13 protein-coding genes are annotated in these 15,461 nt (G+C 67.4%); 11 read left to right on the top strand and 2 right to left on the bottom strand.

Features of this window, described 5'->3' with window-relative positions:
* The first annotated feature begins 198 nt into the window (after positions 1-198).
* The 6 genes from H3H55_RS14235 (at position 199) to H3H55_RS14210 (ending at position 5,581) form a co-directional block, all read left to right on the top strand.
* On the top strand, positions 199-861 hold the full coding sequence (locus tag H3H55_RS14235) for a response regulator (RefSeq protein ID WP_041490448.1): 663 nt from the start codon (positions 199-201) through the stop codon (positions 859-861).
* Between the two features lie 3 nt (positions 862-864).
* Complete coding sequence (locus H3H55_RS14230; RefSeq protein ID WP_129512862.1) at positions 865-2,211, top strand: ATP-binding protein; 1,347 nt, start codon at positions 865-867, stop codon at positions 2,209-2,211.
* A gap of 111 nt (positions 2,212-2,322) precedes the next feature.
* Complete coding sequence (locus H3H55_RS14225; protein WP_129512861.1) at positions 2,323-3,807, top strand: DegQ family serine endoprotease; 1,485 nt, start codon at positions 2,323-2,325, stop codon at positions 3,805-3,807.
* A gap of 104 nt (positions 3,808-3,911) precedes the next feature.
* Positions 3,912-4,349: a carboxypeptidase-like regulatory domain-containing protein gene (locus H3H55_RS14220; RefSeq protein ID WP_129512860.1), complete on the top strand. Its 438-nt coding sequence runs from the start codon at positions 3,912-3,914 to the stop codon at positions 4,347-4,349.
* Between the two features lie 136 nt (positions 4,350-4,485).
* Positions 4,486-4,845: a DUF427 domain-containing protein gene (locus H3H55_RS14215; RefSeq protein ID WP_193098957.1), complete on the top strand. Its 360-nt coding sequence runs from the start codon at positions 4,486-4,488 to the stop codon at positions 4,843-4,845.
* A 28-nt stretch (positions 4,846-4,873) separates the two neighbouring features.
* On the top strand, positions 4,874-5,581 hold the full coding sequence (locus H3H55_RS14210; protein ID WP_193098956.1) for a CoxG family protein: 708 nt from the start codon (positions 4,874-4,876) through the stop codon (positions 5,579-5,581).
* 52 nt (positions 5,582-5,633) lie between these two features.
* On the opposite strand, the gene H3H55_RS14205 is transcribed toward H3H55_RS14210, so the two are convergent.
* Positions 5,634-6,638, bottom strand: coding sequence for a helix-turn-helix domain-containing protein (locus tag H3H55_RS14205; RefSeq protein ID WP_129512858.1), 1,005 nt, complete (start codon positions 6,636-6,638; stop codon positions 5,634-5,636).
* 152 nt (positions 6,639-6,790) lie between these two features.
* On the opposite strand from H3H55_RS14205, the gene H3H55_RS14200 reads away from it, so the two are divergent.
* Positions 6,791-7,450 carry a cysteine hydrolase family protein gene (locus H3H55_RS14200; protein WP_193098955.1) on the top strand — a complete coding sequence of 220 codons (660 nt, stop codon included), beginning with the start codon at positions 6,791-6,793 and terminating at the stop codon, positions 7,448-7,450.
* A 67-nt stretch (positions 7,451-7,517) separates the two neighbouring features.
* Here H3H55_RS14200 and H3H55_RS14195 read toward each other — a convergent pair whose 3' ends face one another.
* Complete coding sequence (locus H3H55_RS14195; RefSeq protein ID WP_048242628.1) at positions 7,518-8,159, bottom strand: TetR family transcriptional regulator; 642 nt, start codon at positions 8,157-8,159, stop codon at positions 7,518-7,520.
* A 398-nt stretch (positions 8,160-8,557) separates the two neighbouring features.
* Between H3H55_RS14195 and H3H55_RS14190 the strand changes: the two genes are divergently transcribed.
* The 4 genes from H3H55_RS14190 to H3H55_RS14175 all read left to right on the top strand — a co-directional run bounded on the left by H3H55_RS14190 (position 8,558) and on the right by H3H55_RS14175 (position 15,376).
* The gene (locus H3H55_RS14190; protein WP_193098954.1) at positions 8,558-9,835 is read left to right on the top strand and encodes an efflux RND transporter periplasmic adaptor subunit; all 1,278 of its coding nucleotides are present in this window, start codon (positions 8,558-8,560) and stop codon (positions 9,833-9,835) included.
* Positions 9,836-9,850: 15 nt separating this feature from the next.
* On the top strand, positions 9,851-13,051 hold the full coding sequence (gene bpeB / locus H3H55_RS14185; protein WP_193098953.1) for an efflux RND transporter permease BpeB: 3,201 nt from the start codon (positions 9,851-9,853) through the stop codon (positions 13,049-13,051).
* On the top strand, positions 13,051-14,574 hold the full coding sequence (locus H3H55_RS14180; protein WP_193098952.1) for an efflux transporter outer membrane subunit: 1,524 nt from the start codon (positions 13,051-13,053) through the stop codon (positions 14,572-14,574). The genes bpeB and H3H55_RS14180 overlap by 1 nt, the downstream gene beginning before the upstream one ends.
* A 238-nt stretch (positions 14,575-14,812) precedes the next feature.
* Complete coding sequence (locus H3H55_RS14175) at positions 14,813-15,376, top strand: chloramphenicol phosphotransferase CPT family protein (RefSeq protein ID WP_193098951.1); 564 nt, start codon at positions 14,813-14,815, stop codon at positions 15,374-15,376.
* Positions 15,377-15,461: the final 85 nt, after the last annotated feature.

Here is a 15,461-nt window from a genome sequence, read left to right as displayed (position 1 = left end):
ACGAATACGGGTAGGCAGGGGCTCGGGCGGCGCGCGTGTCGCGCGCAAGCGCACATTGTAGAGAAACTGGGCAAATGCCCGCTGAAATCGCGTCTCGTGCGGCAGGGTGGCATCACTTTGTTGCGCACATGCCGCGCACGCGATTCGCGGCGCTACAATGGTCGGCGTGTTTCACCCGACCCATGGATGCCTGTCCCGATGCGGATTCTGCTTGTCGAAGACGACCGAATGATTGCCGAGGGCGTGCGCAAGGCGCTGCGCTCGGACGGCTTTGCGGTCGACTGGGTGCAGGACGGCGACGCGGCGCTCACGGCGCTCGGCGGCGAGACGTACGACCTGCTGCTGCTCGATCTCGGCCTGCCGAAGCGCGACGGCATCGACGTGTTGCGCACGCTGCGCGCCCGCGGGCTGTCGCTGCCCGTGCTGATCGTCACCGCGCGCGACGCGGTCGCCGATCGCGTGAAGGGGCTCGACGCAGGCGCCGACGATTACCTCGTCAAGCCGTTCGACCTCGACGAGCTGGGCGCGCGGATGCGCGCGCTGATCCGCCGCCAGGCCGGGCGCAGCGAGTCGCTGATCCGCCACGGCGCGCTGACGCTCGATCCCGCGTCGCACCAGGTGACGCTCGACGGTGCGCCGGTCGCGCTGTCCGCGCGCGAGTTCGCGCTGCTCGAGGCGCTGCTCGCGCGGCCCGGCGCGGTGCTGTCGAAGAGCCAGCTCGAGGAGAAGATGTACGGCTGGGGCGAGGAGATCGGCAGCAACACGGTCGAGGTCTACATCCACGCGCTGCGCAAGAAACTCGGCTCGGACCTGATCCGCAACGTGCGCGGGCTCGGCTACATGGTCGTCAAGGAAAGCTGACGCGTGAGGTCGATTCGTCATCAATTGCTGATCTGGCTGCTCGCGATCGTCGTCGCGGGCGTGGGCATCGCGGGCTGGCTCATCTATCGGCAGGCGCTCGCCGAGGCGAACGAGCTGTTCGACTACCAGCTGCAGGAAATCGCCGCGGCGCTGCCGTCCGAGCCGTTCTCGCAGGTGTTCGGCTCGCGGACCAACGGCGACGAAGGCATCGTGATCCAGATCTGGAACCGCAACGGCGTGCTGATGTACTTTTCGCATCCGCGCGCGCCGATCGCGCCGCGCGCGGAGCTCGGCTTCTCGACCGAACGTACCGACCGCGGCGAATGGCGCGTGTACGGCGCGATCGTCGGCGACAACGTCGTGCAGCTCGCGCAGCCGCTGTCGGTGCGCAACCGGCTCGCCGCGAACGTCGCGCTGCGCACGCTGTGGCCGCTGATCGTGCTGCTGCCGTTCCTCGGCGCGGCCGTGTGGGTGATCGTCGGGCGCGGGCTCGCGCCGCTCGGCCGCGTGACGCGCGCGGTCGAGGCGCGTCGGCCCGAGGCGCTCGATCCGCTGCCCGACGGCCGCCTGCCGCTCGAGGTGCAGCCGCTCGTGCGCGCGCTGAACGGGCTGCTCGCGCGCCTCGCGGCGGCGCTCGATACGCAGAAGGCGTTCGTCGCCGACGCCGCGCACGAGTTGCGCACGCCGCTCGCGGCCGTGCAGATCCAGGCGCAGCTCGTCGCCCGCGCGAAGGACGACGCGTCGCGTCGCGAGGCGGTTGCGGATCTCCAGGACGGCGTCACACGCGCGACACGGCTTGCCGAGCAGTTGCTCGCGCTCGCCCGCGCCGAACCCGATGGCGCGACGATGCGCGAACCGGTCGACCTGCAGTCGCTGCTCGCCGAATGCGTGGCCGCGCATGCGCCGCTCGCGCAGCGGCGCCATATCGATCTCGGCTTCGAGGAGACGCGTGCGGCGAGTGTCGTCGCGGACATCGGCGCGCTGCGCGTGATGTTCGGCAACCTGCTCGACAACGCGGTGAAGTACACGCCGGACGGCGGCCGCATCGACGTGTCGCTGACCGCCGACGCGGCCGGTCGCGCGTGCGTGCAGATTGGCGACAGCGGGCCCGGCATCCCGGCCGACGAGCGCGAGCGCGTGTTCGACCGCTTCTACCGCGACAGCTCCGCGCGGGCGCGTACCGACTTGTCGGGCAGCGGGCTCGGGCTGGCGATCGTCAAGCGCGTGGCGGCGCAGCAGGGCGCGACGGTGTCGCTCGGTGACGCGGCCGCGGGCGGCCTGCTCGTCAGCGTCGTGTTCCGCGCCGCCGAGATGCCGGCCCAGGCGCCGCGCGAGCCGGAATCTGCCTGAAGAACAGCGCCGGGCGGGCCTCGCGGCCCGCTTAAGCCCCACTTAAGGCTGATTAAGCCTCCTTTAAGTCAGGGTCGTTACGCTGCGTCCTAACAAAGAGGAGGTCCTACGATGAATACCCGATTCCTTGCGCGCGGCGCCGTCGCGGTCGCCGTCGCGGCCGCCCTGTCGGCAGGTTATGTCGCCGGCACCCGCCGCGCCGATCCGCAGATCATCACGCCCGCACAGGCGGCCGCGCTGATGCCGGCCGAAGCGGCCGCCAAGACCGGCATCCCCGATTTCTCCGGGCTCGTCGAGACCTACGGCCCGGCGGTCGTGAACATCAGCGCGAAGCACGTCGTGAAGCAGGTGTCGCGGCGCGTGCCGCAGCCGCAACTGCCGATCGACCCGAGCGACCCGTTCTACCAGTTCTTCAAGCATTTCTACGGCCAGGTGCCGGGCATGGGCGGTGACGCGCAGCCGGACGACCAGCCGAGCGCGAGCCTCGGTTCGGGCTTCGTCATCAGCTCCGACGGGTACATCCTCACCAATGCGCACGTGATCGACGGCGCGAACGTCGTCACGGTCAAGCTGACCGACAAGCGCGAATACAAGGCGAAGGTCGTCGGCTCGGACAAGCAGTCCGACGTCGCGGTGCTGAAGATCGACGCGAGCGGCCTGCCGACCGTGAAGATCGGTGATCCGGCCCAGAGCAAGGTCGGCCAGTGGGTCGTTGCGATCGGTTCGCCTTACGGCTTCGACAACACGGTCACGTCGGGCATCATCAGCGCGAAGTCGCGCGCGCTGCCGGACGAGAACTACACGCCGTTCATCCAGACCGACGTGCCGGTGAACCCGGGCAACTCGGGTGGCCCGCTGTTCAACCTGCAGGGCGAGGTGATCGGCATCAACTCGATGATCTACTCGCAGACGGGCGGCTTCCAGGGCCTGTCGTTCGCGATCCCGATCAACGAGGCGATCAAGGTGAAGGACGAGCTCGTGAAGACGGGCCACGTGAGCCGCGGCCGCCTCGGCGTCGCCGTGCAGGGGCTGAACCAGACGCTCGCGAGTTCGTTCGGGCTGCAGAAGCCGGACGGCGCGCTCGTCAGCTCGGTCGATCCGAACGGCCCGGCCGCGAAGGCGGGCTTGCAGCCGGGCGACGTGATCCTGTCGGTCAACGGTTCGCCGGTCGCCGATTCGACGTCGCTGCCCGCGCAGATCGCGAACCTGAAGCCGGGTTCGAAGGCCGATCTGCAGGTCTGGCGCGACAAGTCGAAGAAGTCGATCAGCGTGACGCTCGGCGCGATGGCCGATGCGAAACTCGCGTCGAATGACGGCGGGCCCGTCGAGCAGGGGCGCCTGGGCGTCGCGGTGCGGCCGCTGTCGCCGCAGGAGCGCAGTGCCGACAACCTGTCGCACGGGCTGATCGTGCAGCAGGCCGGTGGCCCGGCAGCCAACGCGGGCATCCAGCCCGGCGACGTGATCCTGGCGGTCAACGGCCGCCCGGTCACGAGCCCCGAGCAGCTGCGCGATGCGGTCAAGGGCGCGGGCAACAGTCTGGCTCTGCTGATCCAGCGCGATAATGCACAGATCTTCGTGCCGGTCGACCTGAGCTGACCGGCCACGGCCGACGGCCGGCCTGGCCGGCCGCGGCGGGCGCCGCCGCCGTTCGATCGCATGACGCGGCGCCCTGTATGTGTTCCGACCCCAAGGAGAGAGCCATGCAATATCTACGCAACGTGTCCCGATTTGCCGTCGCCGCGGCGTTGGCCGCCGGCCTCGCAGCCGGTGCGACCGGCGCGTACGCGCAGTCGGACGGCTTGCCCGCCGCGCGCCAGCAGGGCGACGTCACCTTCGTGTCCGGCGGCGTCGGGCAGGACGAATCGACGGCGTTTCAGCGCAACGAGCCGAAGTGGCCACTGGCCCTGCGCTTCACCGGCAAGGGCGGCGAGTTCCTGGCCGACGTCCATGTGCTGATCGTCGACGGCAAGGGCGCCGAAGTGCTGAAAACCGACGCGCGCGGGCCGTACATGCTCGTGAAGGTGCCACCGGGGCGCTATACGGTGCATGCGTCGTACCAGGGCAACGACGAATCGCGCGCCGTCACCGTCGGCGCGAAGGGCGGCGCGAAAACCGCGTTCCAGTGGAGCGCGCAGTAGCCCGCCGCACGCGGCCCCGGCCCGGGTCGCGCAATCGGACGAAGATTCGCCCATAATGAAAGCCACGGCATGCGTGCCGTGGCTTTTTTCGTTTCCTGCCACCGGCCTGCCTGCCGGGCTGCCCGAAGGAGAAACGATGTCCGATGCCGCCGACCCTCGCCTTGAAATCGTGCCGAACCGTCATCGCGTGCGCGTGATCCATCGCGGTATCACGTATGCCGATTCGCACGGCGTGCTGACCGTGCGCGTGACGGGGCTGCCGGACACCCATTACCTGCCGCGCCACGACGTCAACATGCGCAGGCTCGTGAAGTCGGGTGTGACGACCGCCTGCCCGTTCAGGGGGGAGGCCGTGCATTTCGACTTGCAGACGGAAGACGGCGTGATCGAGAACGCCGCGTGGAGTTTCGAAGAACCGAAGGAGGCGGCCGCCGCGCTTGCGCACTACGTCGCCTTCGATGTCGCACGGATCGACAGTCTCGTCGAGACGTCCTGATGCGGCGCGTGTTCATCGGGGAGGCATCATGGAACTGAACGACACGTTACGCGTACCGCTCGCGCTGCCTGTCGTGCGGGAGGCCTTCGAGGATCTCGCATTGCTGCGGGCGAGCTTCGACCATTGCGAATCGTTCGTGAGGCTCGCGCACGACGAGTTCGCGCTGACGATCACGGTGCCGCTCGGCCCGCTACGCGCCCGCTACGACGTGCGTGCGCATGCGGCCGGCGAGCAGGGCGACGCGGAAGGGCAGCCGCGCCGCGTGATCAACTTCAAGGCGCGGGCCGACGGCCTCGGCGCGCTGCGCGGCCAGGTCGAACTCGTGCTGATGCCGGATGACGACGAGAACGCCACGTGCATCGAGTACGTGGTCTGGGCGACCGCGAGCGGGCCGCTCGCCGAACTGCCGGGGCGGCAGATCGACAATGCGCTGCGCGAATGGACCGACGATTTCTTCCGCGAGTTCTGCGCGGTCGTGCAGGCCAAGCATGGACTCGCGCCGAATCGCGCGCGCTCGGCCGCGCACCGGCGCCAGCACGTGTTCTTGCGGCCGGCGTCGCTGGTGGCCGCGACGAAGCGTTCGCTGCCGCCGCACCTCGGCGGCGCGCTGACCGGGCGTGCCGCCAGCGCGCTTCCGCATCGCGGTTCCGGCACGGTGCCCGTCTGGGCCTGGGCGGCGATGATCGTGTTCGTCGCGTTGCTGCTTTACGCGGCACGCTGGATCAACGGCGGCTAAGCGGCCGCGCGTCGCTGTTCCGCTTCACGGCCCGCCGCCCGCGCGGCGGGCGTTACCGCCCCGCATCGGCACCGGCTCCGGCGCCGCGAAATTCCCTTCGATACGCAGACGGCGAGGTGCCGAGCGTGCCCGCGAAATGCTGGCGCAGCGACACGCTCGACCCGTAACCGGCCGCCTGCGCGATCGCGTCGATCGATTGCCCGGTGGTTTCCAGCAGATGCTGCGCGCGCGCGAGCCGCTCGGCCTGCAGCCACGCGGTGACGGTCGTGCCCGTGGCCTGGCGGAAGTGGCGCGTGAACGTGCGCCGGCTCATCAGCACGCGTTCGGCGAGCGAATCGACGCTGTGCGCGGCATCGAGGTGCGCGCGCACCCAGTCGAGCAGGCCCGCGAGCCGCGCATCGCGCGGGTGCGCGGCGACCGGCTGCGGCACGTACTGGGCCTGCCCGCCCTGACGGTGCGGCGGGATCACGAGGCGGCGCGCGATCTGGTTCGCGGCGTCCGAGCCGAAGCGCTGCCGCACGACGTGCAGGCAACAGTCGAGCCCCGCGGCCGTGCCGGCCGACGTCATCAGGTTGCCGTCGTCCACGTACAGCACGTCGGGGTCGAGCTTCACGCGCGGAAAGCGTTCGGCGAAATCGTCGGCCCAGGCCCAGTGCGTGGTAGCCGGGCGGCCGTCAAGCAGGCCGGCCGCGGCGAGCACGTAAGCGCCGAGGCACAGCCCGACGAGCTGCGCGCCGCGCGCCGCGACCGCGCGGACGGCGTCGAGCAGCACGTCGGGCGGCGCTTCGTCCGGGTCGCGCCAGGCCGGCACGATGACGATGTCGGCATCGTCGAGCCCGTCGAGGCCGTACGGTGCGGTGATCGTGAAGCCGCCCGTCGTCGACAGCGGGCCGCGCTCGGCCGAGCACACGCGGAACTCGAACGCGGGCGATGTGGCCGCGTCGCGCTCCTTGCCGAACACGACGGACGGCACCGACAGGTGGAACGGGCTGATGCCGTCGTAGGCGATCACGGCGACGATGGTCGGAACGGGCGGGGCGGGTGACGCTGCGGTCATGACGGGCTCCGGAATGGTGATGGCCCGATTCTATCGAAGAATGACTATCGGGCCACTATCTGCAGGAATGATGCGGCCCGACAATGCATCGCATCGCGCCGTTGGCCGTCCCGCTCCGGGGCGGGGCCGCGCCCCTGGGCCAGGAGCCTGCCATGTCGAACACCGTCCCGCATTCCGCTTCCCGTTCCGTCGCCGATCCGGTTTCCCGTCGTGCGCTGATCGTGATCGACGTCCAGAACGAATATGTAACGGGCAATCTGCCGATCGAATATCCGCCGCTCGACGTGTCGCTCGCGAACATCGGCCGCGCGATCGATGCCGCACATGCGGCCAGTGTGCCCGTGATCGTCGTCCAGCACGTGGCGCCGGCCGGCGCGCCGATCTTCGCGCCCGGCACCGACGGCGTCGCGCTGCACGCGGTCGTCGCGAGCCGGCCGTACGCGCACCTGATCGAGAAGACGCAGGCGAGTTCGTTTGCCGGCACCGATCTCGCCGCATGGCTCGATGCGCACGGGATCGACACGCTCGCGGTGGCCGGCTACATGACGCACAACTGCAATGCGTCGACGGTTTATCACGCGGCGCACGCGGGGCTGACGGTCGAGTACCTGGACGACGCGACGGGCGCGTTGCCCTACGAGAACGAAGCGGGCGCGGCGAGCGCCGAAGAGATTCACCGTGCGTACACGGTGGTGTTCCAGTCGAATTTCGCGGCCGTGATGTCGACCGACGCGTGGATCGCGGGACTGGCCGGCGCGCCGATGTCGAAGCCCGATTCGGTGGCCGCGTCGAACCGGCGTGCCCGCGCGTAGCGCGCGAAGGCGGCCTGAACCGGCGGGACAGACGGGGGCGGGCAGCGCGTCGCGGCGGCGGCCGCGGTCAGTCGCCTTCCTTCAGCATCGCCGGGCTCAGGCGCAGCATGTCGAAGCAGCCGTCGACGAGCTTTTCCGCATGCTGCTCGGCGTCGATCTCGTCGGGCAGCATCAGCATGTCGCGCACGAAACCGCTGACGAGCGTGTGCAGCATCAGCGTCGCGCGCCAGGTGTCGAGCCGCTCGGGCAGCAGCTTGAGCCGCACGGCCCCCGCGAGATCGGCATCGATCGCGTGCAGCGCCTCGCTCATCCCGGCGCGATTGCGCTGCAACAGCGGCTCCATGTCCGCGACGTACTCGCACTTCATGAACAGGACGCTGAACACGCGCCGCAACTGCGGGTCGCGCTGCACGCCGAGCAGGCACCAGATCAGGATCTTGCGGATCTTCTCGAGCGGATTGCCGCCCGGCGCGTCCAGCGGCATCCGCTTCAGCTCGTCGATCGGCAGAAACACGCGGTCGAACATCGCATCGAACAGTTCGCTCTTGTTCGCGAAATGCCAGTAGATCGCGCCGCGCGTCACGCCGGCGTGCTGGGCGATGTCCGCGAGCGACGTGTGCGATACGCCTTTCTCGAAGAACACGTGTTCGGCGGCGTCGAGAATGCGATTGCGCGTCTCGAGCGCCTCCTCCTTGGTACGTCTGACCATGTGCAGGCCTGATTGGATCGATCGTTGGTAAATTTAGGGTCCGCAACCCTCGTCGCCGTCGTGGAGACGGGCTATGCTTGCGACTGGTAACAATCCGTAAGACTGGACAGTCGGCGCGACACAAACGGGCTTTTTACATACATTCGTGAATGTATATACAATACCACCCTACGATCGAATGACCCAAGTGGCAATCAGTTAATATCCCACTCTGCTGATTCCCGCCCTAGTACCAGTCCGCAGTTCGCGGCATCCCGTCGGCATGGAGGTCTCGTGCCGACGTGCTGTATCCAGCAGTCCAGTAATTCAGGTGTTCGATCTGCGCCGCGAGGCGCATCCGTGTTGCGCTCCCGCCGGGTGCTGCACTTATTCCATTGGCTATACACAGAGGTCGCTCCATGCGCGTCGAACGGGTTCCATACCGCTTGATCACTGTCGCGGCAGCCGCGGTTTTCCTGGCTGCATGCGGAAAAAAAGAATCGGCACCGCCGCCGCAAACGCCGGAAGTCGGCGTCGTCACCGTCCAGCCGCAATCCGTTCCGGTCTTCACCGAACTGCCGGGCCGTACGAGCGCGTTCCTCGTCGCGCAGGTGCGCGCACGGGTCGACGGTATCGTGCTGCGCCGTGAATTCACCGAAGGCACGGACGTCAAGGCCGGCCAGCGCCTCTACAAGATCGATCCGGCACCGTACGTCGCCGCGCTGAACAGCGCGAAGGCGACGCTGGCGAAGGCGCAGGCGAACCTCGTGACGCAGAACGCACTGGTCGCGCGCTACAAGGTGCTGGTGGCGGCGAACGCGGTCAGCAAGCAGGACTACGACAACGCGGTGGCCACGCAAGGCCAGGCCGCGGCGGACGTCGCGGCCGGCAAGGCAGCGGTCGACACCGCGCAGATCAACCTCGGCTACACGGACGTGGTCTCGCCGATCACCGGCCGTGTCGGCATCTCGCAGGTGACGCCGGGCGCATACGTGCAGGCGAGCCAGGCGACGCTGATGTCGACGGTGCAGCAGCTCGACCCGGTGTACGTCGACCTCACGCAGTCGAGCCTCGAAGGGCTGAAGCTGCGCCAGGACGTGCAGAGCGGGCGTCTGAAGACGACCGGCCCGGGCGCCGCGAAGGTGTCGCTGGTGCTGGAAGACGGCAAGACCTATGCGGAGCCGGGCAAGCTGCAGTTCTCGGACGTGACGGTCGACCAGACCACCGGCTCGGTGACGATCCGGGCGGTCTTCCCGAACCCGGGCAAGGTGCTGCTGCCGGGGATGTTCGTGCGCGCACGGATCGAGGAAGGCGTGAACGAGAACGCGTTCCTGGTGCCGCAGATCGGCGTTACGCATGACCAGAAGGGCCAGGCGATCGCGATGGTGGTGAACGCCAGCAACAAGGTCGAGCCGCGTCCGCTGAAGACCACCGGCATGCAGGGTCAGAACTGGATCGTCGAAGGCGGTCTGGAAGCGGGCGATCACGTGATCGTGCAGGGCGTCGACAAGGTGCGCCCGGGCGCGACCGTGAAGTCGGTACCCGCGCAGATCGCACCGGCGGCCGATGCCGCATCGGGCGCTGCCGCCGCCTCCGCCGCGCCGGCTGCCGCCGGTTCCGGCGCCGCTGCCGCTTCCGGTGCCGCCGCATCGGGCGCCGCGCCGGCGAGTGCTGCCGCTGCTTCGAGCGCGCAATAACAGGGAGCCTGTTTCATGGCAAAGTTTTTTATCGATCGCCCGATCTTCGCGTGGGTGATCGCCATCATCCTGATGCTGGCCGGGGTTGCGGCGATCTTCACGCTGCCGATCTCGCAGTATCCGACGATCGCGCCGCCATCGATCCAGATTACCGCGAACTATCCGGGCGCTTCCGCGAAGACGGTGGAAGACACGGTGACGCAGGTGATCGAGCAGCAGATGAGCGGTCTCGACAACTTCCTGTACATGTCGTCGACGAGTGACGACTCGGGTAACGCAACGATCACGCTGACGTTCGCGCCGGGCACCAACGCCGACATCGCACAGGTCCAGGTGCAGAACAAGCTGTCGCTCGCGACGCCGGTTCTGCCGCAGGTCGTGCAGCAGCTCGGTCTGTCGGTGACGAAGTCGAGCAGCAGCTTCCTGCTGGTGCTCGCCTTCAACTCCGAAGACGGCAGCATGAACAAGTACGACCTCGCGAACTTCGTGGCGTCGCACGTGAAGGATCCGATCAGCCGCTTGAACGGCGTCGGTACCGTCACGCTGTTCGGCTCGCAGTACGCGATGCGGATCTGGCTCGACCCGAACCGCCTGACGAACTACGGCCTGACGCCGGTCGACGTGTCGTCGGCGATCACCGCACAGAACGTGCAGATCGCGGGCGGCCAGATCGGCGGCACGCCGGCCACGCCGGGCACCGTGCTGCAGGCGACGATCACCGAATCGACGCTGCTGCAGACGCCCGAGCAGTTCGGCAACATCCTGCTGAAGGTCAACCAGGACGGCTCGCAGGTTCGCCTGAAGGACGTCGCGCAGATCGGTCTCGGCGGCGAAAACTACAACTTCGACACGAAGTACAACGGTCAGCCGACCGCGGCACTCGGTATCCAGCTCGCGACCAACGCGAACGCGCTCGCGACCGCGAAGGCCGTGCGCGCGAAGATCGATGAGCTGGCGCCGTTCTTCCCGCATGGCCTCGTCGTGAAGTATCCGTACGACACGACGCCGTTCGTGAAGCTGTCGATCGAGGAAGTGGTCAAGACGCTGCTCGAAGGTATCGTGCTCGTGTTCCTCGTGATGTATCTGTTCCTGCAGAACCTGCGGGCGACGATCATCCCGACGATCGCGGTGCCGGTCGTGCTGCTCGGCACGTTCGCGATCATGTCGCTGGTGGGCTTCTCGATCAACACGCTGTCGATGTTCGGCCTCGTGCTCGCGATCGGCCTGCTGGTCGACGATGCGATCGTCGTGGTGGAGAACGTCGAGCGCGTGATGGCGGAAGAGGGCCTGTCACCGAAGGAAGCGACCAAGAAGGCGATGGGCCAGATCACCGGCGCACTCGTCGGCGTGGCGCTGGTGCTGTCGGCGGTGTTCGTGCCGGTGGCATTCTCGGGCGGTTCGGTCGGCGCGATCTATCGCCAGTTCTCGCTGACGATCGTGTCGGCGATGGTGCTGTCGGTGCTCGTCGCGTTGATTCTGACGCCGGCGCTGTGCGCGACGATCCTGAAGCCGATCCCGCAAGGGCATCACGAAGAGAAGAAGGGTTTCTTCGGCTGGTTCAACCGCACGTTCAACAATAGCCGCGACAAGTACCACGTCGGCGTGCACCACGTGATCAAGCGCTCGGGCCGCTGGCTCATCATCTATCTGGTCGTGATCGTCGCGGTCGGCCTGCTGTTCGTGCGCCTGCCGAAGTCGTTCCTGCCCGATGAAGACCAGGGCCTGATGTTCGTGATCGTGCAGACGCCGTCGGGCTCGACGCAGGAAACGACCGCGAAGACCCTCGCGAACATTTCCGACTACCTGCTGAAGGACGAGAAGGAAATCGTCGAATCGGCGTTCACGGTCAACGGCTTCAGCTTCGCGGGTCGCGGCCAGAACTCCGGTCTCGTGTTCGTTCGCCTGAAGGACTACTCGCAGCGTCAGCATGCGAACCAGAAGGTGCAGGCGCTGATCGGCCGGATGTTCGGGCGCTACGCGGGCTACAAGGACGCGCTGGTGATCCCGTTCAACCCGCCGTCGATTCCGGAACTCGGGACGGCCGCCGGCTTCGACTTCGAGCTGACGGACAACGCCGGTCTCGGTCACGATGCGCTGATGGCCGCGCGTAACCAGCTGCTCGGGATGGCCTCGAAGGATCCGACGCTGCAGGGCGTGCGCCCGAACGGCCTGAACGACACGCCGCAGTACAAGGTCGACATCGACCGCGAGAAGGCGAATGCGCTCGGCGTGACGGCGGATGCGATCGACCAGACGTTCTCGATCGCGTGGGCGTCGAAGTACGTGAACAACTTCCTCGACGTCGACGGCCGGATCAAGAAGGTCTATGTGCAGGCCGATGCGCCGTTCCGGATGACGCCGGAAGACATGAACATCTGGTACGTGCGCAACGGGTCGGGCGGGATGGTGCCGTTCAGCTCGTTCGCGACCGGTCACTGGACGTACGGTTCGCCGAAGCTCGAGCGCTACAACGGTGTGTCGGCGATGGAAATCCAGGGTCAGGCCGCACCGGGCAAGTCGACCGGTCAGGCGATGACCGCGATGGAAGGGCTCGCGAAGAAGCTGCCGGTCGGTATCGGCTATTCGTGGACCGGCCTGTCGTTCCAGGAAATCCAGTCCGGCTCGCAGGCGCCGATCCTGTATGCGATCTCGATCCTCGTCGTGTTCCTGTGTCTCGCGGCGCTGTATGAAAGCTGGTCGATCCCGTTCTCGGTGATCATGGTCGTGCCGCTCGGCGTGATCGGTGCGCTGCTCGCGGCGACGATGCGCGGTCTGGAAAACGACGTGTTCTTCCAGGTCGGCCTGCTGACTACCGTGGGCTTGTCCGCGAAGAACGCGATTCTGATCGTCGAATTCGCGCGCGAGTTGCAGGTGACGGAGAAGATGGGGCCGATCGAGGCCGCGCTGGAAGCGGCGCGTCTGCGGCTGCGTCCTATCCTGATGACGTCGCTCGCGTTCATTCTCGGCGTGATGCCGCTCGCGATCAGCAACGGCGCGGGTTCCGCGAGCCAGCACGCGATCGGCACGGGCGTGATCGGCGGGATGATCACGGCGACCTTCCTCGCGATCTTCATGATCCCGATGTTCTTCGTGAAGATCCGCGCGATCTTCAGCGGCGAGAAGGAAGACGTCGACGAGGCGCTGCGCCTGGCTCAGGAGCACTCGCACCACGAAGAGAAGCCGGCCAACGGCGACCAAGGCAACAAGGGACAGTGATGATGCAAAAACACGCTTTGACTGCAATCGCGGTCGCGCTCTTTGCCACGGGCTGCACGATGGCGCCGCATTACACGCGGCCCGACGCACCCGTCGCACAGGCGTTCCCGGCCGGCGGCGTCTACGCGACGCAGCCGGGTGCTGCCGGCGCGCGCAGCGCGAACGGCCAGGCGGCGACTGCCATCGGCTGGCGCGAATTCTTCGTCGATCCGCGTCTGCAGCGGCTGATCGAGATCGCGCTGAAGAACAACCGCGACCTGCGCGTGTCGGTGCTGAACATCGAGGCGGCGCGTGCGCAGTACCAGATCACTCGCGCGGGCCTGTTCCCGACGCTCGATGCGACGGGCACGGGCAACATCCAGCGTGTTCCGGCTGGTGTGTCGACGACGCAGCAGTCGCTGATCACGCGCACCTACAACGTCGGCTTGTCCGCGTCGTGGGAGCTTGATCTGTTCGGCCGCGTGCAGAGCCTGAAGGACCAGGCGCTCGCGCAGTACCTGTCGACCGCGTATGCGCGGCAGGCGTCGGAAATCTCGCTGGTGTCGCAGGTGGCTGATCAATACCTGACGGTGCTGTCGACCGACGATCTGCTGAAGGTCACGGAGAACACGCTGAAGTCCGCGCAGGCGTCGTACGACCTGACGAAGCTGCAGTTCGACAACGGTACGGGCTCCGAACTCGACCTGCGTCAGGCGCAGACGGTCGTCGAGACGGCGCTCGCGAACCAGCAGGCTCAGGCACGCGCACGCGCGCAGGCCGTGAACGCGCTGGTGCTGCTGATCGGCGAGCCGCTACCGGACGATCTGCCGCCGGGCATGCCGCTGGATTCGCAGAACCTGCTGACGGACGTGCCGGCCGGGTTGCCGTCGGATCTGCTGACGCGTCGTCCTGACGTGATGCAGGCCGAGCAGACGCTGCTGGCCGCGAACGCGAACATCGGCGCGGCACGCGCGGCGTTCTTCCCGAAGATCTCGCTGACGGCCGCGTTCGGCACCGCGAGCCCGACGCTGGGCGGCCTGTTCAAGGCCGGCACGGCGGCGTGGTCGTTCGCGCCGAACATTGCACTGCCGATCTTCGAGGGCGGGCAGAACATCGCGAACCTCGATCTCGCGCACGTGCAGAAGCGCATCGAGATCGCGAACTACGAGAAGGCGATTCAATCGGCGTTCCGCGAAGTGTCGGACGGGCTGGCCGCACGCGGCACGTACGACCAGCAGATCGCGGCGCTGGAACGCAACGAGTACGCGCAGCAGCGTCGTTTCGACCTGTCGGACCTGCGTTACAAGAACGGCGTCGACAGCTACCTGTCGGTGCTGACCGCGCAGACGGACCTGTACTCGGCGCAGCAGTCGCTGATCAGCGCGCGTCTGGCGCGCTGGACGAACCTGGTCGACCTGTACCGTGCATTGGGCGGCGGGTGGATCCAGCGGGCTGGCGAAACGCCGCGTGCGCCGGATACGCCGGTCGACTACGACAAGGCGGCCGCCCCGGCGCCCGCGTCGGCAGCGGCGACGAACGGGTAAGCGCGAAGCAGGGCGGGAGCGGGCAGCCGCTCCTGTTTGCCGAACCGGCTATACAGCGGAAACGAAAACGCCACGGACGAAAGTCCGTGGCGTTTTTTTTGCGAGCGCCGACGCGCCGGTCGATACATTTCATCGCATCGGCTTCCCGGCAAACATGCCCGGTGCGGCGGGTCGGGTCACGCAGTTCGTTCCGCGATACCGATCGGCGTTGTTCAGGGCACGCAGGTACACTCGCCGCATGAAAACGACTCGAATCATCCTGCTCAACGGCGTGGGAAGCTCAGGCAAGACGTCTCTCGCGCATGCGCTCCAGGCCATGCTGGACATCCCGTTCCTGCATGTCCAGATGGATGCGTTTCTCGGCATGCTGCCCGCGCGTTACCTGAACGATGCGGACGGATTCGTTTTTTCGTCATTCATCGAAGACGGCAAGGATGTCGTATCGATACGTAGCGGGCCGGTTGCCCGGCGAGCGATGCAGGGGATGCGACACGCGATCGTCGCGCTGGCGAACCAGGGAAACCATCTGATTGTCGACGACGTGCTGCTGGGCGACGAGAAAGCGGAATATGCCCATTTGCTGGCGCCGTTCACGGTCAGCATGGTTGGCGTCCACTGTCCGCTGGAGGTTCTCGAGGAAAGGGAGCGGCAACGAGGCGACCGTGTTGCCGGGCTGGCACGCTGGCAGTACGACAGGGTGCACGCTGGCGTCACGTATGACGTGACGGTCGACACCAGCAAGGCCACGCCGGAAGCCTGCGCGCGCGAGGTCGCGTCGGCGCTGGCGCTGCACGGGAGCTGATGCCCGGTTTCTCCCGGGACACCCGCCCGCGGCAGGCAGGCGCCGTTGCCACGAGGGTCCCGCCAAGCAAAACGCCACGGCATGC

Origin of the sequence: Burkholderia sp. Z1, from assembly GCF_014893795.1 — a bacterium.
Lineage (GTDB): Bacteria > Pseudomonadota > Gammaproteobacteria > Burkholderiales > Burkholderiaceae > Burkholderia > Burkholderia theae.
This window is presented reverse-complemented; position numbering and strand designations above follow the sequence as displayed.